Source organism: Streptomyces sp. NPDC043746, assembly GCF_056436485.1.
In genome coordinates, this window is record NZ_JBWKCM010000012.1 from 58,887 (window position 1) to 81,241 (window position 22,355).

Genomic DNA, 22,355 nt, shown 5'->3' on the forward strand with positions numbered 1-22,355 from the left:
GCGCCTGTACGTCAGCCGCGCGGGCGGCGCCCCCGGCCGCCGCCGGTGGGGCCGTCGTCGTCGTGCCCGCCGAGCAGCTCGTCCGCCAGCGTCGGCAGGTCGTCGAGCGGGGTCTCCTCGGCCCAGTCCGGACGGGGGCGCCTGGGGCGGCTGCGGGAACCGCCGTCCGCCGGGGCGGCCGCCTGCGGGTCCTCGATCTGCGGCAGCTCCCGGGTGCGCTCGTTCTCGCTCTCCGCCGGGGAGGGCTCCGGCGCCTCGTCCCGGAAGTAGCCCTTGGGCACCCGGTCGGCGGGACGGGAGGGCTGATCGCCGCGTACGGGCGGCAGCACGGCCGTCTCGTCGGCGTCAGGAGCGGCACCGGCGGCACGCGGGTCCCGTGAACCTCCCGAGTTCCGCGAGTCCCGGGGATCGGTGGAGTCGGAGGCTCCGGCTTCACGTGCGCCCCAGGCGCTGCGGGCACCACCGGCGTCACGGGAGTCCCGCGCAGCACGCGGGTCCCGCGCAGCACGGCCGCCCCCGGCGTCACCGCCCTGGCGCCCCTCCTCCGTGACCCGCGGCAGCATCGCCGTCACGTCGTCGTCCGGGCGGGACGCCCCCGCACCGGACTCCTCCGAACCGGCCCCCTCCGGACGCGACGCCCCCGGACGTGCCGTCGGCACCGGCTGCGTGATCTCGTTCGGGTTCACGATCGGTGTGGGCACCGTGAGCTCGTTCTCCGGAACGGTCGGCCCGTGCCCCTCCGACCGCGAGGACGCCTCGGACCGGGAGTCACGGGAAGCGCGCTCCGCCGCCACCCGAGCCGCCTCCGTACGCGCTGCGGCCTCCGCCTCGGCCCTCCGGCGGGCCTCCTCGGCCCGGACCAGCGCCTCTTCCGCCTTCCGCTGCTTCTCCAGGCGGAGCGCCTCGGCCTCCTTGCGCTGCCGGGCCTCCTCCTCCGCCTGCTTGCGGAGGCGTTCCTGCTCGGCCTCGCGGGCCCGCTCCTCGGCCTCCAGTCGGCGGCGGTCCTCCTCGGCACGGCGGCGGGCCTCCTCGGCGCGCTGCCGGGCCTCCTCCGCCTGGCGCTCGGCCTCGCGCCGGCGCGCCTCCTCCAGCTCGCGCTGCTTGCGCTCCTCCTCCTCGGCGCGCAGCCGGGCGAGCTGCTCCTGGCGCTCCTTCTCCAGGCGCTCCTCCTCGGCCTTGCGGGCGGCCTCCTCCTCCGCCTTGCGCCGCGCTTCCTCCTCGGCCTTGCGCCGGGCCTCCTCGATGGCCTGGATCTCGGCCTCGGAGAGCGGAAGGAGCTGGTCGAGCCGGCGCCGTACGACCGTGGTGATCGCCTCGGGCTCCTGCCCGGCGTCCACCACCAGGTAGCGCGTCGGGTCGGCGGCGGCCAGGGTCAGGAACCCGGACCGTACGCGCTCGTGGAACTCCGCGGGCTCCGACTCCAGCCGGTCCGGCGCCTCCGTGAACCGCTCCCGCGCGGTCTGCGGGTCGACGTCCAGCAGCACCGTCAGATGCGGTACGAGGCCGCTCGTCGCCCACCGGGAGATCCGGGCGATCTCGGTCGGGGCCAGGTCCCGGCCCGCGCCCTGGTAGGCGACGGAGGAGTCGATGTAGCGGTCGGAGATGACGACCGCGCCCCGCTCCAGGGCCGGGCGGACCACGGAGTCGACGTGCTCGGCGCGGTCGGCCGCGTACAGCAGGGCCTCGGCTCGGTTGGAGAGACCGGCGGAGGAGACGTCCAGCAGGATCGACCGCAGCCGCTTGCCGACCGGGGTGGCCCCGGGCTCGCGGGTGACGACGACCTCGTGGCCCTTGGACCGGATCCAGTCGGCGAGCGCCTCGACCTGGGTGGACTTGCCCGCTCCGTCGCCGCCCTCCAGGGCGAGGAAGAAGCCGGTGGCCGCGGGCGCGACGGCCGGGTCGCCGCCGCGCAGCGCCTCGCGCAGGTCGCGGCGGAGCGGTACGCCCGCCCGGTCGTCGGTCTTGGCGACCACGATCGCGGCCAGTGGCAGCAGCAGCGCGCCGACCAGCATCAGGGTGAAGGCCGCGCCGCCGTGGGCGAAGACGAAGTCCCCGGAGGCGGAGGCCAGCCGGTGCTGCCCGATCGCGGCGGCGAGCAGCGGACCCGCGACGGCGCCGAGCGCGACGAGCACGCGGACGACGGCCTGAAGGTGCTCGGTGGACCGGGCCTGCCGGGGCGCCTCGGTCTCCTGGTCGATGATCGCGTGGCCGATGTTGGCGGTGACCCCGGCCGCATAACCGGCCAGCAGCGCGATCGCGATTCCGGTCGCCGTGTCCGGCACCAGGCCGAGCGCGAGGAGCGCGACGCCCGTGGCGGCGGTGGCCAGCGCGAGGAGGCGCCGCCGCGACAGGGTGGGCAGCACCTTCCGCGCCGTACGGATGCCGAGGGCGGTACCGCCGGTCAGCGCGAGGATCAGCAGCGCGTACGTGACGGGCCCGCCGCCCAGGTCGTAGGCGTGCAGGACGGATACGGCGGCGGCCGCGGCGATGGCCCCGGCGACGGCGGCGCAGACGGCGACGGTCAGCAGGAGCGCGCCCGTGCGGCCCTTGTCAGGGCGGCCGTCGTGGGTGGGGCGGCGCAGCCCTTCCAGGGGCGAGCGCGGCCGGGGGGTGGCGGTGTCGGGCAGTTCGAGGAAGTACAGGGTCGAGATGGAGGCCGAGAACAGACCGGCCGCCACATAGGATCCCAGCGCCGCCTGGTGGAAGGAGAACCACTCCAGGCCCGTGCCGAGGAGGTTGCCGATCAGCGTGGCGGCCAGCAGGACCACCGCGGCGGCGGGGACGGCGAGGAAGTTCGTACGGAGCGACAGCCTGCGCAGGGCGTCGAGGTGGTCGGGGAGCGGGCGGACGGCATCGCCTTCGAGCGGCGGGCCCGGCAGCAGCGCCGGGGCGGCGCTCTCCTTGGCCACCGACCACAGGCGCTCGGCGGCACCCGTCACGAAGACGGTGATGAGGATCATCATGAGCGCCTTGTCCGGCATCCAGTCGATCCACAGCGGGGCGATGACCAGGAGGGCCAGCCGCAGCCCGTCCGTCCCGATCATCAGCCATCGCCGGTCCAGTCTCCCGCCGGGCGCGGTGAGTGACGTCAAAGGCCCCAGGAGTACGGCTCCGAAGAGCACGGTGGAAAGGATCCGGGCACCGAACACGGCGGCGACGGCGAAGGCCGCCCCGCGGTATCCGGTCCCGAAGGAGCCCTCCAGGACCGCTGCTTGCAGCGACAACAGCACCAGCACGAGAAGGGCGAGTGCATCGCCGATACCGCCGACGAGCTGGGCGCTCCACAACCGCTTCAGCGGGGGAACACGCAACAGGGCTCGTACGGCGCGCTCGCGTGAGTCTGCGGCAAGTGTGTCGGAGGTGGGGCTCACGACCGTTGGCTGCTCGGCTCGCGTCATCCGCCCAGCCTATCGGCAGCGGCGCGGTGACTGTCGGCCCGTCCGAACATATGGCCACAGATCACTTCCGGCCGACTCGCCCACAGCCTCTTGACGTGACGCTGCCCGGCACCTCTGTAGGAAGGTGCCGGGCAGCGTCACGCGATCGCCGGAGCGGTCAGTCCTCAGCAGGAGCAGCCGCGGAAGCGGTCTTCTTGGCCGTGGCCTTCTTGGCCGTCGTCTTCTTCGCAGCGGTCTTCTTGGCGGCCGTGGCGGTCTTGGTGGCCGTCGTCTTCTTGGCAGCGGTCTTCTTGGCCGTCGCCTTCTTCGCCGGGGCCTTCTTCGCCGTCTTCTTCTTGGCGGGCCCCTTGGCGCGCTTCTCCGCGAGCAGCTCGTAACCGCGCTCCGGCGTGATCTCCTCGACGCTGTCGCCGGTCCGCAGGGTGGCGTTGGTCTCGCCGTCGGTGACGTACGGGCCGAAGCGACCGTCCTTGACCACCACCGGCCGCTCGCTGACCGGGTCGGTGCCCAGCTCCTTGAGCGGCGGCTTGGCCGCGGCCCGGCCGCGCTGCTTGGGCTGGGCGTAGATCGCGAGAGCCTCTTCGAGGGTGATGTCGAAGAGCTGTTCCTCGGAGGTGAGCGACCGGGAGTCGGTGCCCTTCTTGAGATACGGGCCGTAGCGGCCGTTCTGCGCGGTGATCTCCACGCCCTCGGCGTCCTCACCGACGACGCGCGGCAGCGACATCAGCTTGAGGGCGTCTTCCAGGGTGACCGTGTCCAAGGACATGGACTTGAAGAGGGAGGCGGTCCGCGGCTTCACCGCGTTCTTGCCGGTCTTCGGCGTCCCCTCGGGCAGTACCTCGGTGACGTACGGGCCGTAGCGGCCGTCCTTGGCGATGATCTGGTTGCCGCTGACCGGATCCGTACCCAGCTCGAAGTCGCCGCTCGGCTTGGCCAGCAGCTCCTCCGCCAGCTCGACGGTCAGCTCGTCCGGGGCCAGGTCCTCGGGCACGTCGGCGCGCTGGTGGCCCTCGGCGTCCTTCTCACCCCGCTCGATGTACGGGCCGTAGCGGCCGACGCGGAGCTTGATGTCGTTGCCGACGGGGAAGGAGGAGATCTCCCGGGCGTCGATCGCGCCGAGGTCGGTGACCAGCTCCTTCAGGCCGCCGAGGTGGTCGCCGTCGCCGTTGCCCGCGTCGGATGCGGAGCCCGCACCGGCCGGGTCGTCGCCGGAACCGGCCGCTCCGAAGTAGAAGCGCTTCAGCCACGGCACGGACTGGGCCTCGCCCCGCGCGATGCGGTCGAGATCGTCCTCCATGCGGGCGGTGAAGTCGTAGTCGACGAGCCGGCCGAAGTGCTTCTCCAGCAGGTTGACCACGGCGAAGGAGAGGAAGGACGGGACGAGCGCGGTGCCCTTCTTGAAGACGTAACCGCGGTCCAGGATGGTCCCGATGATCGAGGCGTACGTCGACGGGCGGCCGATCTCGCGCTCTTCCAGCTCCTTGACCAGCGAGGCCTCGGTGTAGCGGGCCGGGGGCTTGGTGGCGTGTCCGTCGACCGTGATCTCGTCGGCGGTCAGCGCGTCGCCCTCGGCGACCTGCGGCAGGCGGCGCTCCCGGTCGTCCAGTTCGGCGTTCGGGTCGTCGGCACCCTCGACGTACGCCTTCATGAAGCCGTGGAAGGTGATCGTCTTGCCGGAGGCGGAGAACTCGGCGTCCCTGCCGTCGCTCGCCCGGCCGCCGATCTTGACGGTGACCGAGTTACCGGTGGCGTCCTTCATCTGGGAGGCGACCGTCCGCTTCCAGATCAGCTCGTACAGCCGGAACTGGTCGCCGGTGAGCCCGGCCTCGCCGGGCGTGCGGAAGCGGTCACCGGAGGGGCGGATCGCCTCGTGCGCCTCCTGCGCGTTCTTGACCTTGCCGGCGTACGTACGCGGCTTCTCGGGGAGGTAGTTCGCCCCGTACAACTGGGTGACCTGCGCCCGGGCCGCGGCGACCGCGGTGTCGGAGAGGGTCGTGGAGTCCGTACGCATGTAGGTGATGAAGCCGTTCTCGTACAGCTTCTGCGCCACCTGCATGGTCGCCTTGGCCCCGAAGCCCAGCTTGCGGCTCGCCTCCTGCTGGAGGGTCGTCGTACGGAAGGGGGCATACGGGGAGCGTCGGTACGGCTTCGACTCGACGGACCGGACCGCGAAGGCGGAGTCGGCGAGCGCGGCGGCCAGGGCGCGGGCGTTCGCCTCGTCCAGGTGGAGCGTCTGGGCGGAAGAGGCCTTGAGCTGCCCGTCGGGGCCGAAGTCGCGGCCCTGGGCGATGCGGCGGCCGTCGACCGCACTGAGGCGGGCAGTGAGGGTCGAGGGGTCGGATGCGCCCCCGGCACGGCCGGTGGCGAAGGTGCCGGTCAGGTCCCAGTACTCGGCGGAGCGGAAGGCGATGCGCTCACGCTCCCGCTCGACGACGAGACGGGTGGCCACGGACTGGACGCGGCCCGCCGACAGCTTCGGCATGACCTTCTTCCACAGGACCGGCGAGACCTCGTAGCCGTAGAGGCGGTCGAGGATACGGCGGGTCTCCTGGGCGTCGACCATGCGCTGGTTCAGCTCGCGCGGGTTGGCGACGGCGGCCCGGATCGCGTCCTTGGTGATCTCGTGGAAGACCATCCGGTGGACCGGGACCTTGGGCCGCAGGACTTCCTGGAGGTGCCACGCGATGGCTTCGCCCTCGCGGTCCTCATCGGTGGCGAGGAAGAGTTCGTCGGACTCGGCCAGCAGCTGCTTGAGCTTCCTGACCTGGGCCTTCTTGTCGGCGTTGACGACGTAGATGGGCTGGAAGTCATGCTCGACGTCCACGCCGAGGCGGCGGACCTCGCCGGTGTACTCGTCCGGGACCTCGGCCGCGCCGTTCGGGAGGTCGCGGATGTGCCCGACGCTCGCCTCGACAACGTATCCGGGGCCGAGATAGCCCTTGATCGTCTTCGCCTTGGCAGGCGACTCGACGATGACGAGTCGGCGGCCGCCCTGTGCGGTCTCGCTGGTCGGGGACAACTTCGCTCTTCTCTCCGGTCGACACTCGATGGGCATCCGGGCAGCGCCGAAGCGCTTCCGCGGTGCTGTCGCTGCGGAGTGTGACGGTACAACCCGCCCCCGTGTCAAACGGCAAAAGCCCGCAACGGCCACTCGAACGGTAACCCGACTTCCGCCATTCCTGCCGCCCGGACCGTCGGGTCCGCGCCGCGCGAAGCCCCGGCCTACGGATATCCGCAAGGGGTGGAAGCGCCCGCGGAGCAGCCCTTGGACCGGGGCGCGCCCCCGGCCGGGGGCGGGGTCAGACGAGCGTGAAGCACCAGACGCCGAGGGCGAGGAAAAGTACGCCGAAGAGGGTCGTCAGTGCGGTGGAGGCGACGGGGCTCACACCGTGCAGCACCGGCGCACGGTGCAGGGCGCGCGCCCCGGTCCAGACGAGGAGGGCGGCACCGAACAGTGCGAAGGCCGTGCCCGCGAAGACTGCTGCGACACTCTCCATGACGTACCTCTCGACCTTCCGGACCCCTCGTACCACCCGAGCCCGCCGTGCTGCTCGACCATGAGGGAGACTGCCACCCCGGAGCGTCGCCGACACGAACCCCGGGTGAACAGCACACTCCCACCGGGAGTATCTGAGCCGTCACATGCCGTCAGTCCGCTCCGGGTGGGACCGGGCGCCTCGGCGCGCGCCGGTGTCAACCCGCGCCCGGTAGCGCTGTACACCGGCGTTTGCACGCGCCGGGCTCTCCCGCACCGGTGCCGGAAGCCCCGGTGCGGGCATGCGCCGTGGCCGGCATCCGCCGATGTCGCCGTACGCCGTACGGATCCGGCCACATCGGCGGTCAGGGGCACGTCACCGGCACGGGGCCCGGACTCCCGTGGTACGGCCCCGTGCACCGAGCCCTCGCCCGCAGCCGCGAGGAGCACCGGTAGGGGGTCCGGCGGCCCACCCGCGAATCCGTGAGCGGAATCCGCAGTGCGGGAGGGTACGAGACGGCGGCTGGCGCGAAGAGGCTGGTGAGTGAGGTGTCGGGAGCGGAGGGCAGCGCCGTCCTGGTCCGGAGCGGAGTGTGGCGGCAGGGCCGGGGCGGTCGGGTCCCGGCGGGCCGTACCCGCGGTCACCAGAGAGCGCCGTCGCGCCACCGTGGACGCGCACGGCGACCGGGGCCGGGCGCCATGTTTCGCGGCGGAGAGCGGCGGAGAGAGGTGGGGCGTCGGCCACGCGGGACACGCAGGACGCACGCCCCAAGAGGCCCAGGGCGTAGGGCCGGTACGGCCGCCCCTACGAACCAAGGGGGCCAGAGGTGCCGCCCATGTGCCGCTCCCCAAAGCCCGTTCGCCCGTGACGGCCCCTCAGGCCAGGCCCTCCCCCCGTACGGTCCCGGATGCCGGCACCGGCTCCAGGAAGCCTTCCTCGACCAGGAGGCGGATGGCCTGGGGGGTGCGGTCGCGCAGGAGCACCGGGTCCTCGGACATCAGCTGGGCGATGGCGTCCAGGATCCGCCCGGCGGGCAGCGAACCGTCGCACACCCCGGCGAACCCGGCGGCCACCGCGTCGACCTTGGTCGCCCGCATCATCCCGCGGTGCTGGCGCAGCACCACATGCTCGGGATCCTCCGCCCCGGGCAGCCCCACCTGCTCCTGCACCACCTCGGCGGCGAGGGTGAAGTGCGCGGCGAGCAGCGCGGCGTCGTCCTGGTCACGCAGATAGTCCTGGCGGGCGAAGTGCTCCTCCACCGCCCGGCCCAGCGGCTGCTGCACGGCGTGCGGCCACTCCTCGACAACGATCGAGGGGCGCCCCTCGGCCGCGGCGGCGGACCTGCGCAGGGTGATCCAGCCGAAGCCGACGGACGTGGTGCCGCGCGCCTCGAACTCGTCGAGCCAGGCCTCGTACCGCTCGGCGTACGCAGCCGTGTCGGTGCGGTGGTCGCCGCTGTCGCGCAGCCACAGCTCGGCGTACTGCGTGATGTCCTGGACCTCGCGCTGGACGATCCAGGCATCACACCCGGCGGGCACCCAGGCGCGCAGCCGGTCCTGCCACTCCTCGCCCTCCACGTGCTCCCAGTTGGCGAGGAACTGGGCGTAGCCCCCCTCGTTCAGATGGTCGCCCGCCTGCCGCACCAGCGTGCGGCACAGGTCGTCGCCGGCCATGCCGCCGTCCCGGTAGGTCAGGCGGGCGCCGGGCGAGATGACGAAGGGCGGGTTGGAGACGATCAGATCGAAGGTCTCGGTGCCGACCGGCTCGAAGAGGGAGCCCACGCGCAGGTCGGCGGGGACGGCGCCGGAGAGGGCGAGCGTGAGGCCGGTGAACTCCAGCGCGCGGGGGTTGAGGTCGGTGGCGGTGACCCGGGTGGCGTGCTGGGCGGCGTGCAGCGCCTGGATGCCGGAGCCCGTACCGAGGTCGAGGGCGGAAGCGACCGGCGTACGGACGGTGATGGAGGCGAGCGTGGTGGAGGCCCCGCCGACGCCGAGGACGACGCCCTCCTCGCGCGAGCCGATGCCGCCCGCACCGCCGACCGCGCAGCCGAGGTCGGAGACGATGAACCAGTCCTCGCCGTCCGGCCCGCCGTACGGCCGTACATCGACGGTGGCGCGGACCTGGCCGTCCTGGACACGCACCCAGCCGTCCTGGACGCACTCCTCCAGGGGCAGCGCGGCGCGTGCCTGCTCCTGGGGGACGGGGCGCTGGAGGAGGAACAGCCGGACCAGCGTGTCGAGCGGCGACACGCCCCGGGTGGCGCGCAGGGCGGGAACCGTCTCGCTGCGGGCGAGCGCGGCGTAGGCGGCCGCGCCCAGCCGGTCGAGGAGGCCGTCGGCGGTGAAGTCCGCGGCGAGCAGCGCCTCGCGGAGGGCGGCAGTGTGGTCGGTCACGGGAAGGCTGGTCTCACTCACCCGACCATTGTGGCCGGTCCCGCTGACAACGGCAGCGGCCCGGACACCCACCGGGTGCCCGGGCCGCCGCGCGTCGGAGCCGTTCCGCCGGCCCCCAGGCCCCCGGGTCTCCCCGAAAACAGCGGGATACGCCTTCTTCTCCGCGGGTTACGCCTTCTTCTCGTCCGAAGCCGAGGCCGAGGGGGTGGCAGCCGCGTCCGGCGCCTCGGATCCCCCGGGGCTGGCGGGCCCGGTCGAGGGCGTCGGCTTCTGGCAGCCCTTCTGCTTCGCCATCGCGGTGCCCAGTTCACCGGACTCCAGCTTCTTCAGCGCCTGGTCACCGTTGGTGCTGATCTTGTGCAGCTCCTCGGCGATGCCCTTGAGGCCGTCGGCGAACTTCGCCTGGTCCTTGATCTCGATGCCCTCGACCTTGACCTTCAGGGCCGCGTAGGCCTTGGAGGCGTCGTTGAGCTCCTTCACGGCTTCCTTCTGCGTGGTCTCGCCATCGTCGACCGGCGGCGGACCGGCCGATTCCACAGCCGCGCCCAGCTCCTTGTACGCCTGGGAGATCTGCTGGAAGGCGATCGAGTCGGCTTCCCTGACATCAGCGGGCTTGCTGTTGTCGGCAGTCTGCCGCTTGATGGAGGCGTTGGCGTCGATGATCTTCTGGAGCTGGGGCTGGAACTGGTCGCAGACGTTCTTGGCCCAGTCGTTCACCTTGTCGCCGCTGTCGTCGCTGCAGCCCGACAGGGTCAGTACGAGTACCGCACCGCCGGACAGGGCGGCCGCAAGCTTCTTGTTCACCGGATGGGTCCCTTCCAAGGCTCTCGGCCCCGGAACTTACACGCCGAGGGGGCTCCATCCGGGTGTCGAGCATCTGATACGCCCTCTTTTGAAGCCATTTGCACCAAGGGAAATGAGGGAGATGCCACTCTGCCGGAGAATCCGACACCCGTACGGTCACTCACCGGAACGGTGGTCTTCGGCCACCGCCCGCCCCGCGGGCGCCGGTCCCTCCTGAGGGCCGGCCACCTCTTGGGGTCACGAGCGGGCGGGCGGTCCTTCAACACGTACCGCCCGACCATCAAGTGACCTTCCGTCAGCCGGGGAGCCCGGATGGTTCGGAAGCGGCGGACCCCCTTCCGTACCTGCCCCCACGCACCCCCCTCACGAGGCCGCCGCGGGATCGGGTGACGGGAGCGACGGGCCGCCGCCCCCGGGGCCACCGCTGTCGTCGTCGCCCACGGCGATGCCGCGCCGCTTGGAGACGTACACCGCGCCGACGATGACGGCGATGGCGAAGAGCGCCACCACCGCCCGCACCCAGGGGTTCGCGTCCGCCCCGTAGCTGAACTGCACGACCGCCGGGGCGATGAGCAGCGCGACCAGGTTCATCACCTTCAGGAGCGGGTTGATCGCCGGTCCCGCCGTGTCCTTGAACGGGTCACCGACCGTGTCACCGATCACGGTCGCGGCGTGCGCGTCACTGCCCTTCCCGCCGTGGTGCCCGTCCTCCACGAGCTTCTTGGCGTTGTCCCAGGCGCCGCCCGAGTTGGCGAGGAAGACCGCCATCAGGATGCCGGTGGCGATGGCGCCCGCGAGGTACGAGCCGAGCGCGCCGACGCCGAGGGTGAAGCCGACCGCGATCGGCGCCAGGACCGCGAGGAGGCCGGGCGTGGCCAGTTCGCGCAGGGCGTCCTTGGTGCAGATGTCGACGACCCGCCCGTACTCCGGCTTCTCCGTACGGTCCATGATCCCGGGGTGCTCGCGGAACTGCCGCCGGACCTCGTGGACGACGGCTCCGGCCGACCGGGAGACCGCGTTGATGGCGAGCCCGGAGAAGAGGAAGACGACCGCAGCGCCGAGGATCAGGCCGACCAGGTTGTTGGGCTGCGAGATGTCCAGGCTCAGCCCCAGCTCTCCCGCCCCGGCGCCCACGTCGGCCACCGCCGTGGCGATGGCGTCGCGGTAGGAGCCGAAGAGGGCCGCCGCCGCCAGGACGGCGGTGGCGATGGCGATGCCCTTGGTGATGGCCTTGGTGGTGTTGCCGACGGCGTCCAGATCGGTGAGCACCTGGGCCCCGGCACCGGTGACGTCTCCGGACATCTCCGCGATGCCCTGGGCGTTGTCGGAGACCGGTCCGAAGGTGTCCATGGCGACGATGACGCCGACCGTGGTGAGCAGCCCGGTCCCGGCGAGCGCCACCGCGAAGAGCGCCAGCATGATCGACGTACCGCCCAGCAGGAACGCCCCGTAGACACCGAGGGCGATCAGCAGGGCGGTGTAGACGGCCGACTCCAGGCCGATGGAGATGCCGGCCAGCACCACGGTCGCCGGGCCGGTCAGGGAGGACTTGCCGATGTCCTGGACCGGGCGGCGGTTGGTCTCGGTGAAGTAGCCGGTGAGCTGCTGGATCAACGCGGCCAGGACGATGCCGATGGCCACCGCGACCAGGGCGAAGACCCGCGGGTCACCACCGTGGGACGCGACCGCCTCGTCGGTGACCCCGCTGAGTTCGGCGTACGAGGACGGAAGGTAGGCGAACGCGGCCACGGCCACCAGGACGAGCGAGACCACCGCGGAGATGAAGAAACCCCGGTTGATCGCGGTCATCCCGCTGCGGTCGGCGCGGCGCGGGGCGACGGCGAAGATCCCGATCATGGCGGTGACGACGCCGATCGCCGGGACCATCAGGGGGAAGGCCAGGCCGGAGTCGCCGAAGGCGGCCATGCCCAGGATGAGCGCGGCGACGAGCGTCACGGCGTACGACTCGAAGAGGTCGGCGGCCATGCCCGCACAGTCCCCGACGTTGTCGCCCACGTTGTCGGCGATGGTGGCGGCGTTGCGCGGATCGTCCTCCGGAATGCCCTGCTCCACCTTGCCGACGAGGTCGGCCCCCACGTCGGCGGCCTTGGTGAAGATGCCGCCACCGACCCTCATGAACATGGCGATCAGCGCCGCGCCGAGGCCGAAGCCCTCCAACACCTTGGGCGCGTCGGCCGCGTAGACGAGGACCACACAGGAGGCGCCGAGCAGCCCGAGCCCCACGGTGATCATTCCGACCACACCGCCGGTACGGAAGGCGATTTTCGTCGCCCGGTGCGAGACGGCGGTGAGATCCTTTTCCGGCTCACCCTCTTCCGAATTCGCCTCCCGCGCGGCGGCGGCCACGCGCACGTTGCTCCGTACGGCGAGCCGCATACCAATGTATCCGGTCGCCGCCGAGAAAAGCGCACCCACCAGGAAGAAGAGCGAGCGCCCCGCGCGCTGCGACCAGTTGTCGGCGGGCAACACCAGCAACAGGAAGAACACGATCACGGAGAAAACACCGACCGTGCGCAGTTGCCGCGCCAGATAGGCGTTGGCGCCCTCCTGGACCGCAGCGGCGATCTCCTTCATCCGTTCGGTGCCCTCGCCGGCCGCCATGACCTGGCGCACCAGCAGCCGGGCGACGATGAGCGCGGCGACGGCCACGACCGCCACGATGATGACGATCAGCCGGTTGTCGTCGGTGAGGACCGCCGCCGCGAGGGAGGCGGGCCCGTCGGAAAGTGCGGATTCCTGCGTCGGTGCAGCCATTGCGGCCGGTGCAGCCATTGGGGTGGTGAAGAACTCCGCCATACGTCCTCCTTGACGCTCAGCGCTCAAGACGTGGACGGATTGTAGGGAGCGGAGCCGGATCAAAACAGAGGCCCGGAAGAGAATTGATCGCGCTCCCCCCAACGCCGAAAGATCGACGGATGACTCTTCCTCGAATGCAGTAATGGGACGGGCGTGTTACGCAAGGAATTGCGTTGCCGTATGACGCGGAATCGAGCCCGTCCGGGCCGGACGGGCTACGCGGGCCGCCGGGGGCGCGTGGACCCGTACGAGACACATGAGAAGGGCCCTGCCGAGCAGGCAGGGCCCGGAGAAACCGGCACGGAGCGGCATGATCCGCCGTAGGCCACGGTCACGGGCTACGCCGTGCGTCACGGAGCAGTGGGGAGGGGCCTACGGCACAGCACCGGAGGGGGACGGGGCCAGCGCGACACAGCACGGGCCATGCCGTGCAGGGCGGGCTACGCCGTACGGGACGGTATGCCTCAGGGGTGCACCGTGGCGAGGGCCGTCGGCCAGCTCATCCGGATGGTCCCGCCGTCCGCACCGGACCGGACCTCCACTTCGTCGACGAGTCCGCTGATGACCGCGAGGCCCATCTCGTCCTCGCCGCCATCGCTATCGGCCTCGTCCGCGCCTCCGGACGCGCCAGGGCCGCTCCCGGGACCGGGGGCGCCGTCACCGACCTCGATGGAGAACGCCTTCTCCTCCTCGGTCAGCACCACGCTGACCGGCTCGGTGATGCCGTGGCTGCGGTGCAGCCCGACGGCCCGGCTGCACGCCTCACCGACGGCGAGTCTGACTTCGTCGAGCACCGCCTCGTCGACACCGGCCCGGCGTGCCACGGCGGCCGCCACCAGGCGGGCCGTCCTGACATGTTCAGGCTGGGCACTGAAGCGGAGTTCAACGGTGGCCATGCCATCCCCCTGGAACGTTCGGGCGTACGCGTCAGAGGCCCCGGGCCCACAGCCCGGCACCCCTGCTCTCCTCCTCCGGAGGCCGACGGAACCCACAGCTACGGGATCGACGGAACCGACAGCCGGCCCGAAGGCCGACCGCCTGCCCGTCGCGGCCCGGTCGCTGCCGCTGTCGGCCCGATCCGCTGCCTGACGACCGGCCCGGGGACCGGTCGAAGCCGACCTCAGTCGGTGGCGGCGACAGCCTCGTCGACCGTGGTGTGAATCGGGAACACCTTGGTCAGACCCGTGATCCGGAAGATCTTGAGAATGCGCTCCTGGTTGCAGACCAGGCGCAACGAGCCCTCATGGGCCCGGACACGCTTCAAGCCGCCCACGAGCACGCCGAGGCCGGTGGAGTCGAGGAAGTCGACACCTTCCATGTCGACAACCAGGTGGTAGCTGCCGTCATTCACCAACTCGACCAACTGCTCGCGCAGCTTGGGCGCGGTATACACATCAATCTCGCCACCGACCTCGACGACCGTACGGTCGCCACCAGGCCCGGACACATTGCGAGTCGACAGGGACAGGTCCACGGATCCTCCAGCACCTTGCTATCGAGCGGTCGCCCCTCGGTCTCCCCGACGGAGGCCAGGGGACGGATCGCCAGCCGCGATGGCATTCAATCACTTACCAGCAGCCATGCACGACGCCTTGGGACCATTGTCTGTCACGCCAGTGACACACTCGGTGCCGATGGCCAAGAATCACCGTCCCGGACGACCACCCGAGAGTGGGGACACGCGCCCCTCTCCCGCCATGATCCTCGACCGGCTCGCCGCAGGGGCGGGCCGGGCCGCGCGCATCACTCATACGGAGCACTTGCCCCCCAGATCGGGAACCCATGCCATCTGGCCGGATCGCATCCGGCCAGAAGTGATCTCGGCGATCGGGAAGGCCGGGATCGACCATCCGTGGGCCCACCAGGCGACCGCCGCCGAGCACGCGCTGGACGGCCGATCGGTGGTGATCGCCACCGGCACGGCCTCGGGCAAGTCGCTCGCGTACCTCGCCCCGGTCCTCAGCACCCTGCTGGAGGGCTCCGAGGCCCCCAACGGCCGCGGGGCGACCGCCCTGTACCTCGCCCCCACCAAGGCGCTCGCCGCCGACCAGCGGCGCTCCGTGAAGGCCCTGGCGGCCCCCCTCGGCAACGCCGTCCGGCCCGCTGTCTACGACGGCGACACCCCGGTCGAGGAGCGCGAGTGGGTACGGCAGTACGCGAACTACGTCCTGACCAACCCCGACATGCTGCACCGCGGAATCCTGCCGTCGCACCCCCGTTGGTCCTCCTTCCTGCGCGCGCTGCGCTTCGTCGTGATCGACGAGTGCCACACGTACCGGGGCGTCTTCGGCTCCCATGTCGCCCAGGTCCTGCGGCGGCTGCGCCGCCTCTGCGCCCGCTACGGGGCCGACCCGGTCTTCCTGCTGGCCTCCGCCACCGCCGCCGACCCCTCGGTCGCCGCCGGGCGTCTGACGGGTCTGCCGGTCGAGGAGGTGTCCGACGACGCCTCCCCGCGCGGTGAGCTGGCCTTCGCCCTCTGGGAGCCCCCGCTGACCGACCTGCGCGGCGAGAAGGGCGCCCCCGTACGCCGCACCGCCACGGCCGAGACCGCCGATCTGCTCACCGACCTGACCGTCCAGGGGGTCCGCTCGGTCGCCTTCGTACGCTCCCGGCGCGGTGCCGAGCTGATCTCGGTCATCGCGAAGGAGCGCCTCGCGGAGGTGGACCGCTCCCTGCCCGGGCGGGTCGCCGCCTACCGCGGCGGCTACCTCCCGGAGGAGCGCCGAGCCCTGGAACGGTCCCTGCACTCCGGCGAACTGCTCGGGCTGGCCGCCACCACCGCCCTCGAACTGGGCATCGACGTCTCGGGCCTCGACGCCGTCGTCATCTGCGGCTACCCGGGCACCCGGGCCTCCCTCTGGCAGCAGGCGGGCCGCGCCGGCCGATCAGGGCAGGGCTCTCTGGCCGTCCTGGTCGCCCGGGACGACCCGCTGGACACCTATCTGGTACACCACCCCGAGGCGCTGTTCCGGCAGCCCGTGGAGTCGACCGTGCTGGACCCGGACAACCCCTACGTCCTGGCCCCCCACCTCTGTGCCGCGGCCGCCGAGCTGCCGCTCACCGAGCCCGACATCGCACTCTTCGGGCCCGCGGTGCCCGAGCTGCTGCCGCAGCTGGAGGCCGCGAAGCTGCTGCGGCGACGGGTGTCGGGCTGGCACTGGACCCGCCGTGAACGGGCCGCCGACCTCACCGACATCCGGGGCGGGGGCGGACGCCCCGTCCAGATCGTCGAGGAGAGCACCGGGCGCCTGCTGGGCACAGTCGACGCGGCAGCCGCCCACACCGCGGTCCACGAGGGCGCCGTCCACCTCCACCAGGGCCGCACCCACCTGGTCCGCAAGCTGGACCTGGAGGACTCCGTCGCCCTGGTCGAGCAGGCCGACCCCCCGTACTCGACCGTCGCCCGCGACACCACCGCCATCTCCGTCCTGGAGACCGACACCGAGATCCCCTGGGGCCAGGGGCGGCTCTCCTACGGCTCCGTCGAGGTCACCAACCAGGTCGTCTCCTTCCTCCGCCGCAGACTCATCACCGGTGAGGTCATGGGCGAGACCAAGCTCGACCTGCCTCCCCGCACCCTGCGCACCCGCGCCGTCTGGTGGACCGTCACCGAGGACCAGCTCGACGCCGCCCGCGTCAACCCGGAGATCCTCGGCGGGGCCCTCCACGCGGCCGAACACGCCTCGATCGGCCTCCTCCCGCTCTTCGCCACCTGCGACCGCTGGGACATCGGCGGCGTCTCGACACCGCTGCATCCGGACACCCTGCTGCCGACGGTCTTCGTGTACGACGGCCACCCGGGCGGCGCCGGATTCGCGGAGCGCGCCTTCCACACCGCCTGTACCTGGCTGACCGCGACCCGCGAAGCGATCGCCTCCTGCGAGTGCGAGGCCGGCTGCCCCTCCTGCATCCAGTCCCCCAAGTGCGGCAACGGGAACGAACCCCTGCACAAGCGGGGCGCCGTACGCCTGCTCACCGAACTCCTCAAGGCGGCACCTCCCAAGCCCCCTGCGACGGACCGGCCCGAGACCTGACGGTCGGGCCGGACCACGGCGGCGGCGTGCCCGCCCCCGCGTGCGGCGCAGCCGCCGGAGGGCCGGCGCGGGCTCTGACAGCGGGCTCGTAGGGCCCGAAGGACGACCGGGCGACCACGTCCGCGATCTCCCCGTGCACCGCGCACCGGACGATCACCGCGTTCTGCGCCAGAGCCACCCGCCGGGCCGCCCCACAGGCGTCCCCCGGGCCCTCCCACGCCCGGTCGGCGGCCGCCAGTGCCGCCAGATCCGCGGCACCGCCGGCCCGGTGCCGCGCGGCCACCGCCTGCCCGAGCGCCAGGACAACGGCGAACACGGCACACATGGCCGCCGCGATGACCGCCACCCACACGGTCGCCACCCCCCGGTCCGACGCCGCCCGTTCTCCGGTCCGTGCCGCCTTCCAGGGGTGCCGACCCCCGGACCGCCTGGCCCTGGCCCGGAGCCGGGCCCGGCGCCTGAGGCGGCGCGACCGGTACCTGCCGCGTTCAGGGCCCGTCGACGTCATCGACGTCATGGCCGACACCCCCCACCGTGTCCTCGGCCAAGGCGGCTGCCTCGGCTCTCAGCGTCAGGGACAGCGGGCCCGGGCCCGGAGTGGGCGCCTCCACCCGGACGTGCCACATGTCCCCCGCTCTCCCCACCTCGACCCGGGCCCGCCGGGGCGCCGTCTCCCTCGCCGCTGCCAGCACCGCCGCCTCCGGCTCCGAACGTGCCGCTGCCCGCGCCCCCGCCCGTGCCGCGTCCACACAGCGGATCTGGTCCGCGGCCGCCGCCAGAACCCAGAGCAACGCCATGACGAAGGTCACCAGCACCGGGATCACCACCGCCGCCTCGGCCGTCACCGCCCCACGGTCCCGGCGCCGGGCGTAGCCCGGTTCTCCCGCCTGTCTCCGGCAGCGCACCCGCCCCGGGCCCCGCCGCCGAACCGCCCCCCGGCCCGTCCCGCCCTCAGAACTTCGCATCGAGCGCGCCCTCGACCAGGGATTGCAGCGCCGCCAGCACCGGACCGCTGTTCACCACCTTGTAGAGCACGGCGGCAAAGGCACAGGCCGCGATGGTGCCGACGGCATACTCGGAGGTGGTCATTCCGCGATCGGACGAGCGCCCGAGCCTTCCCGCCCACCGCGCGAGCCCCGCGGTCATGCCCATGGCTCGCTCTGTGATCTTCTTGTTCATTTCTTCCCCCGATGGACATCGATGGATCTCGTGGATCACGAATCGTGAGAGCGGCTCTCGCCCATGAACGAGAGCCGGAGCGGGCTACCCCGCCGCCAGCAGCCCGCCGGCCAGGCCGATGATCACCGGCGCCACCCCGACCGCCAGGAAAGCGGGCAGGAAGCAGAGCCCCACCGGCGCGGTGATCAGCACCCCGGCCCGCTGGGCCCGCGCCACCGCCGCACCGGCCCGCTCGGCACGCATCGCCTCGGCCAGCCGGGAGACCGGCTCCGCCGCCGGGGCCCCGGTCGATCCGGCTCGGTGCAGGCAGCGGGCCAAGGGGCCTGCCCCCGGTATCTCCCCGAGCCGCCCCCACGCCTCGGCGGGCTCCCCGCCCAGGCGGATCTCGGCAGCGGCGCGGGCAAGACGGTCGCCGACCGGGCCGCCGATGGATTCGCCGACGGCCTCCGCGGCCTCGCGGGGCCCGGCACCGACGGCGACGCAGGCCGCCAGCAGATCAGCGGCCAGGGGGAGCTGCCCGGCGATGACGGCCTGCTCCTCCCGGGTCTCACCCGGGCCGGGCCCGGGCCGGGAGCGCTGCCACCGCCATGCCCCGTAGGCCGCCGCCGAACCGACGGCACACCCCAGCGGCCCGCCGATCAGAACCCATCCGGTCAGCAAGGCCCCCGCCGGAGCCGCCCACCGTCGCACGTCGACCCGCCCCCCGGCCCCAGGCCGAGACCCGGCTCCGTCATCCGCACCGGACCCGCCCGCCGCCCGCGCGCCACCGCCGCCCCGAACGCCGCTCCCCGCCCAGCCCCGTACGCCCGCCGCCCGGGACCACCGGCCCGGTCGTAGGGACGGGGCGGCATCCAGCAGCACCGCGCCCCGGCCTCGCACCGCTCGTCCCCGGTGCCGCGCCGTCACGGCGAGTACGAGCTGCACCCCCGCGCCCGCCAGCGCCCCCAGCATCCCCAGGCTGTGGAGAACTTCTCCCGCCGCACTCACGGCGCCTCCCCTCCACGCACGATCCGGCAGGCCCAAAAGAGCCCGGCCGCCTCCAGGAGCCCACCGACCACCAGGCAGAGCAGCCCGCCCGGTGTGTGGAGCAGCACCCGCAACGGCTCGGCCCCGAGCGCGGCACCCAGCCCCAGCCCCGCCACCGGCAACAGCGCCAGCACCACGACGGTGGACCAGGCACCCGCCAACTGGGCCCGCAACTCCTCCCGTCTGCGCCGGTCGGCCCGGAGCGCCGTCTCCAGGCGGTCCAGACCGGCCGCCAGTCCGGCGCCTCCGTCCACCGCCACCCGCCAGCACGCGGCCATCCCCGACAGGCCCTCCAGCCCCGGCCCGTCCGACGCCTGCCGCAACGCGGCCGGCACATCGCCCCCGAACCGCGCGGCCGCAAGCACGGCGGCCTCCGCCTCCCCCAGCCACGCACCGCCTCCCGACCCGCCCCCGACCGACGGCCCCGCCTCCGCCGAGCACTCCCGCAACCCGGCCAACAGGGCCTGGCCCGGTTCCTGTCCGGCCCGCAACTCCCCGACCACGGCCCCGCACAGCGCCGCCACCGTGTCCGCCGCCCGCTCGCGCTGCCGCCGCCGGGCGCGACCGCGCAGCCACCTCCGCACCAACGGCACCGCCACGGCTCCCGCGAGCAGTGGCAGCACCGACGCCCCCAGGACCGCGAGCAGCACCGCCACCGGAACGCACCACCACTCGCGCCGCTCCACGGCCAGTGCCCGGGCCCTGAGCAGAGAAGGCCGTGGCCGCCACCCCGACCGTGGCTCGACCGGCCCGTCCACGAACAGGACCCGCGCCCTTCGTACCCCGGGCTCCCGCATCGCGACCAACCAGACCGCCGCGCCCGCGCAGAGGGCCGCCAGGTACATCGCGCAGCCCTGCGCTCCCCCGTTCACGGCGCGCCCCCGATCAGCGACTCCAGCCGCGCCCAGCCCCGCTCCGGAACGAATCCCTCGGCGCCCCAGCTCAGGGCGGGCACGGTGAACACCAGCCCGGCCGCGTCCCGTTCGAGGACATGCACGTCGGCGATCCGGCGTCGGCCTGCCCGGTCCCGTACGAGGTGGACCACCACCGAGAGCGCTGCCGCCAACTGGCTGTGCAGGGCGGTCCGGTCCAGCCCGGCGGCGGTCCCCAGCGCCTCCAGCCGGGCCGGCACATGCTCGGCAGCGTTGGCATGGACAGTGCCGCAGCCTCCTTCATGACCGGTGTTCAGGGCGGCCAGCAGCTCGGTCACTTCCGTTCCTCTGACCTCTCCCACCACCAGCCGGTCGGGGCGCATCCGTAGCGCCTGGCGTACGAGATCGCGCAGGGTGACCCGACCCGCGCCCTCCTGGTTGGCGGGCCGGGACTCCAGGCGCACCACATGGGGGTGGTCGGGGCGCAGCTCGGCGGAGTCCTCGGCGAGAACGATCCGTTCGTCCGCGCCGACGGCGCCCAGCAGGCTGGCGAGGAGGGTCGTCTTGCCCGCGCCGGTGCCTCCGCTGATCAGGTAGGAGAGACGGGCCTCCACCATGGCGCGCAGAATCCGGTCGCCACCCGGCGGCACGGTCCCGGCCTCCACCAGCTCCGCCAGGGAGAACGCCCGCGGGCGCACCACCCGCAGGGAGAGGCAGGTCGAGCCGACGGAGACCGGGGGCAGCACGGCGTGCATCCGCGTCCCGTCCGGCAGCCGCGCGTCCACCCACGGCCTGGCGTCGTCCAGCCGACGGCCCGCCACCGCGGCGAGCCGCTGGGCAAGTCGCCGCACCGCCGCGGCGTCCGGGAAGGTGACGCCCGTCAACTGCAACCCGCCGCCCCGGTCCACCCACACCCGGTCGGGCGCGGACACCAGCACATCGGTCACCTCGGGGTCGGCGAGCAGCGGCTCCAGCACGCCGGTCCCGACGAGTTCACCGCGCAGTTCGGCAGCCGCCCCGAGCACCTCCGCGTCGCCCAGCAGTCGCCCCTGGGCCCGTAGCGCGGCCGCTACTCCGGCGGGTGTGGGCGCGTCTCCACTGCGTGCCAGCCGTTGCCTTACCGCGTCGAGCAGCGCGTCGGTCACGGCGCCCCTCCCCCGGCCGGGGTGGAGGCGGAGCCGGGCTCGCCCGCTGCCGCCGTCTGCTCCCAGAACTCCGCGCAGAAGCGGGCCAGCGGGCCCCGGGCGCTGCCTCCGGGCGGCGTCCCGCCGTCCTGGGCGGCCAGGAGGCCGGGCTCCAGGGGCAGTTCACCGACGAGTGGCAGGCCGAGGGCCTGGGCGACCCAGCGCTCGTCCAGGCCTGCCGCATACGGTCCCCGGGCCACCACCCGCACGTCGTCCAGCACTGTGCGAACCGTGGACGCCACACGTTTCGCCGCCGCGACCGCCCGCAGCTCGCCCGGCACGACGAGCAGGCCCAGGTCGAGCTGGGCCAGAGCTTCCGCGACGCCCTCGTCCACCCGGCGCGGCAGATCCACGACCACCACGCCGCCGAGCCTGCGCGCGGCGGCCAGTACCGCCTGCACGGCCTGCGGCGCGATGGCCGTCTCCTCCTCACGGCCCCAGCTCAACACCCGCAGCCCGTGGAGTGCGGGCAGGGAGTCCTCCAGAGCCCCGCCGCCCAGGCGCCCCTTCGAGTGGGCGAAATCCGGCCACCTCATACCTTCGGCCCGTTCCCCGCCGAGCAGGACGTCGATGCCGCCGCCCAGCGGGTCCGCGTCGATCAGCATCGTCCGCCGTCCGGCCCTCGCGGCGCTGATGGCGAGTGCGCAGGCCAGCGTCGATGCGCCGGAGCCGCCCCGTCCGCCGATCACCCCGACGGTGAGCGCCGGTCGGCCGACGCCCTCGGCCGCATTGGCGATCTGGTCGACGAGCCAGCCTTCCGCTTCCGGCAGCCGCAGCACATATTCGGCCCCGATCTCGACCGCCCGCCGCCAGACGTCCGGGTCGTCCTGGTCCCGCCCGACCAGCATCACCCCCCTCCGGCGGGCGGCCCCGCGGCACCGCGGAGCCGCGTCGTCGCCCACCAGGACCATCGGGGCCTGCTCCCAGCCGCCGCGCCGCCCGGGCCGCTCGGGCGGCCCGTGATGGACCTCCGGCTCCGCCCCGGCGGCCGCGCAGAGCCTCAGCAGGTCGTCGAGCAACTCCATGTCCTCCGTCACGATCAGCGGCCCGCCGCGTCGCCCTCCGGCGACCGTCAGCCCTTCTCGCGCAAGGGATCCAGCCACGATCTCCGCCCCCTTCCCACTGCCTGTTCAGTGCGGTTCGCGGCGATCTCGGAGCGTTTCCGAGATGCG

General features: G+C 73.0%; 16 protein-coding genes. 1 reads left to right on the top strand and 15 read right to left on the bottom strand.

Translation table 11 applies throughout. The annotated features are described in order from the left end of the window. Positions 1 to 11: 11 nt before the first annotated feature. The 8 genes from tmk to AC0682_RS15505 all read right to left on the bottom strand — a co-directional run bounded on the left by tmk (position 12) and on the right by AC0682_RS15505 (position 14,362). Positions 12 to 3,398 carry a dTMP kinase gene (tmk, locus tag AC0682_RS15470; RefSeq protein WP_478533282.1) on the bottom strand — a complete coding sequence of 1,129 codons (3,387 nt, stop codon included), beginning with the start codon at positions 3,396 to 3,398 and terminating at the stop codon, positions 12 to 14. 157 nt (positions 3,399 to 3,555) lie between these two features. Beyond that, positions 3,556 to 6,417: a type I DNA topoisomerase gene (gene topA, locus AC0682_RS15475; RefSeq protein WP_478533283.1), complete on the bottom strand. Its 2,862-nt coding sequence runs from the start codon at positions 6,415 to 6,417 to the stop codon at positions 3,556 to 3,558. Between the two features lie 280 nt (positions 6,418 to 6,697). Continuing rightward, positions 6,698 to 6,895, bottom strand: coding sequence for a hypothetical protein (locus tag AC0682_RS15480; protein ID WP_367891565.1), 198 nt, complete (start codon positions 6,893 to 6,895; stop codon positions 6,698 to 6,700). Between the two features lie 854 nt (positions 6,896 to 7,749). After that, entirely contained in the window at positions 7,750 to 9,288 is a 1,539-nt protein-coding gene (locus tag AC0682_RS15485; protein WP_478533284.1) for a DUF7059 domain-containing protein, read from the bottom strand. A gap of 147 nt (positions 9,289 to 9,435) precedes the next feature. Continuing rightward, positions 9,436 to 10,071: a small secreted protein gene (locus tag AC0682_RS15490; protein WP_478533286.1), complete on the bottom strand. Its 636-nt coding sequence runs from the start codon at positions 10,069 to 10,071 to the stop codon at positions 9,436 to 9,438. Positions 10,072 to 10,434: 363 nt separating this feature from the next. Then, positions 10,435 to 12,888, bottom strand: a complete 2,454-nt coding sequence (locus tag AC0682_RS15495; protein WP_478533287.1) for a sodium-translocating pyrophosphatase — start codon at positions 12,886 to 12,888, stop codon at positions 10,435 to 10,437. Positions 12,889 to 13,352: 464 nt separating this feature from the next. Beyond that, positions 13,353 to 13,784 (bottom strand): ATP-binding protein, encoded by a 432-nt coding sequence (locus tag AC0682_RS15500; RefSeq protein ID WP_478533288.1) that lies wholly within the window; start codon positions 13,782 to 13,784, stop codon positions 13,353 to 13,355. Between the two features lie 224 nt (positions 13,785 to 14,008). Continuing rightward, entirely contained in the window at positions 14,009 to 14,362 is a 354-nt protein-coding gene (locus AC0682_RS15505) for an STAS domain-containing protein (RefSeq protein ID WP_003967428.1), read from the bottom strand. A gap of 79 nt (positions 14,363 to 14,441) precedes the next feature. Between AC0682_RS15505 and AC0682_RS15510 the strand changes: the two genes are divergently transcribed. Beyond that, positions 14,442 to 16,922: a DEAD/DEAH box helicase gene (locus AC0682_RS15510; RefSeq protein WP_478533289.1), complete on the top strand. Its 2,481-nt coding sequence runs from the start codon at positions 14,442 to 14,444 to the stop codon at positions 16,920 to 16,922. Here the strand turns inward: AC0682_RS15510 and AC0682_RS15515 are convergent. The 7 genes from AC0682_RS15515 to ssd all read right to left on the bottom strand — a co-directional run bounded on the left by AC0682_RS15515 (position 16,873) and on the right by ssd (position 22,286). After that, complete coding sequence (locus AC0682_RS15515) at positions 16,873 to 17,439, bottom strand: Rv3654c family TadE-like protein (protein WP_478533290.1); 567 nt, start codon at positions 17,437 to 17,439, stop codon at positions 16,873 to 16,875. The two genes, AC0682_RS15510 and AC0682_RS15515, sit on opposite strands and share 50 nt — an antisense overlap. Continuing rightward, entirely contained in the window at positions 17,411 to 17,887 is a 477-nt protein-coding gene (locus AC0682_RS15520) for a TadE family type IV pilus minor pilin (RefSeq protein WP_478533292.1), read from the bottom strand. Before AC0682_RS15520 ends, AC0682_RS15515 begins: the two co-directional genes overlap by 29 nt. Then, positions 17,874 to 18,101 carry a DUF4244 domain-containing protein gene (locus tag AC0682_RS15525; protein WP_478533294.1) on the bottom strand — a complete coding sequence of 76 codons (228 nt, stop codon included), beginning with the start codon at positions 18,099 to 18,101 and terminating at the stop codon, positions 17,874 to 17,876. The genes AC0682_RS15520 and AC0682_RS15525 overlap by 14 nt, the downstream gene beginning before the upstream one ends. Before the next feature lie 84 nt (positions 18,102 to 18,185). Further along, positions 18,186 to 19,052 (bottom strand): type II secretion system F family protein, encoded by an 867-nt coding sequence (locus tag AC0682_RS15530; protein ID WP_478533383.1) that lies wholly within the window; start codon positions 19,050 to 19,052, stop codon positions 18,186 to 18,188. A 32-nt stretch (positions 19,053 to 19,084) separates the two neighbouring features. Next, positions 19,085 to 19,972 carry a type II secretion system F family protein gene (locus AC0682_RS15535; protein WP_478533385.1) on the bottom strand — a complete coding sequence of 296 codons (888 nt, stop codon included), beginning with the start codon at positions 19,970 to 19,972 and terminating at the stop codon, positions 19,085 to 19,087. A 23-nt stretch (positions 19,973 to 19,995) separates the two neighbouring features. Further along, the gene (locus AC0682_RS15540) at positions 19,996 to 21,144 is read right to left on the bottom strand and encodes a TadA family conjugal transfer-associated ATPase (RefSeq protein WP_478533295.1); all 1,149 of its coding nucleotides are present in this window, start codon (positions 21,142 to 21,144) and stop codon (positions 19,996 to 19,998) included. Then, positions 21,141 to 22,286, bottom strand: coding sequence for a septum site-determining protein Ssd (ssd, locus tag AC0682_RS15545; protein ID WP_478533296.1), 1,146 nt, complete (start codon positions 22,284 to 22,286; stop codon positions 21,141 to 21,143). Before ssd ends, AC0682_RS15540 begins: the two co-directional genes overlap by 4 nt. Positions 22,287 to 22,355 lie beyond the last annotated feature (69 nt).

What these genes read in the sequence shown, in the direction of transcription:
- tmk (WP_478533282.1), bottom strand. Translation starts at nt 3,398, where the DNA reads ATGACGCGAGCCGAGCAGCCAACGGTCGTGAGCCCCACCTCCGACACA.
- AC0682_RS15480 (WP_367891565.1), bottom strand. Translation starts at nt 6,895, where the DNA reads ATGGAGAGTGTCGCAGCAGTCTTCGCGGGCACGGCCTTCGCACTGTTC.
- AC0682_RS15495 (WP_478533287.1), bottom strand. Translation starts at nt 12,888, where the DNA reads ATGGCGGAGTTCTTCACCACCCCAATGGCTGCACCGGCCGCAATGGCT.
- AC0682_RS15500 (WP_478533288.1), bottom strand. Translation starts at nt 13,784, where the DNA reads ATGGCCACCGTTGAACTCCGCTTCAGTGCCCAGCCTGAACATGTCAGG.
- AC0682_RS15510 (WP_478533289.1), top strand. Translation starts at nt 14,442, where the DNA reads ATGGCATTCAATCACTTACCAGCAGCCATGCACGACGCCTTGGGACCA.
- AC0682_RS15515 (WP_478533290.1), bottom strand. Translation starts at nt 17,439, where the DNA reads ATGACGTCGATGACGTCGACGGGCCCTGAACGCGGCAGGTACCGGTCG.
- AC0682_RS15520 (WP_478533292.1), bottom strand. Translation starts at nt 17,887, where the DNA reads ATGCGAAGTTCTGAGGGCGGGACGGGCCGGGGGGCGGTTCGGCGGCGG.
- AC0682_RS15525 (WP_478533294.1), bottom strand. Translation starts at nt 18,101, where the DNA reads ATGAACAAGAAGATCACAGAGCGAGCCATGGGCATGACCGCGGGGCTC.
- AC0682_RS15530 (WP_478533383.1), bottom strand. Translation starts at nt 19,052, where the DNA reads ATGCTGGGGGCGCTGGCGGGCGCGGGGGTGCAGCTCGTACTCGCCGTG.
- AC0682_RS15535 (WP_478533385.1), bottom strand. Translation starts at nt 19,972, where the DNA reads ATGTACCTGGCGGCCCTCTGCGCGGGCGCGGCGGTCTGGTTGGTCGCG.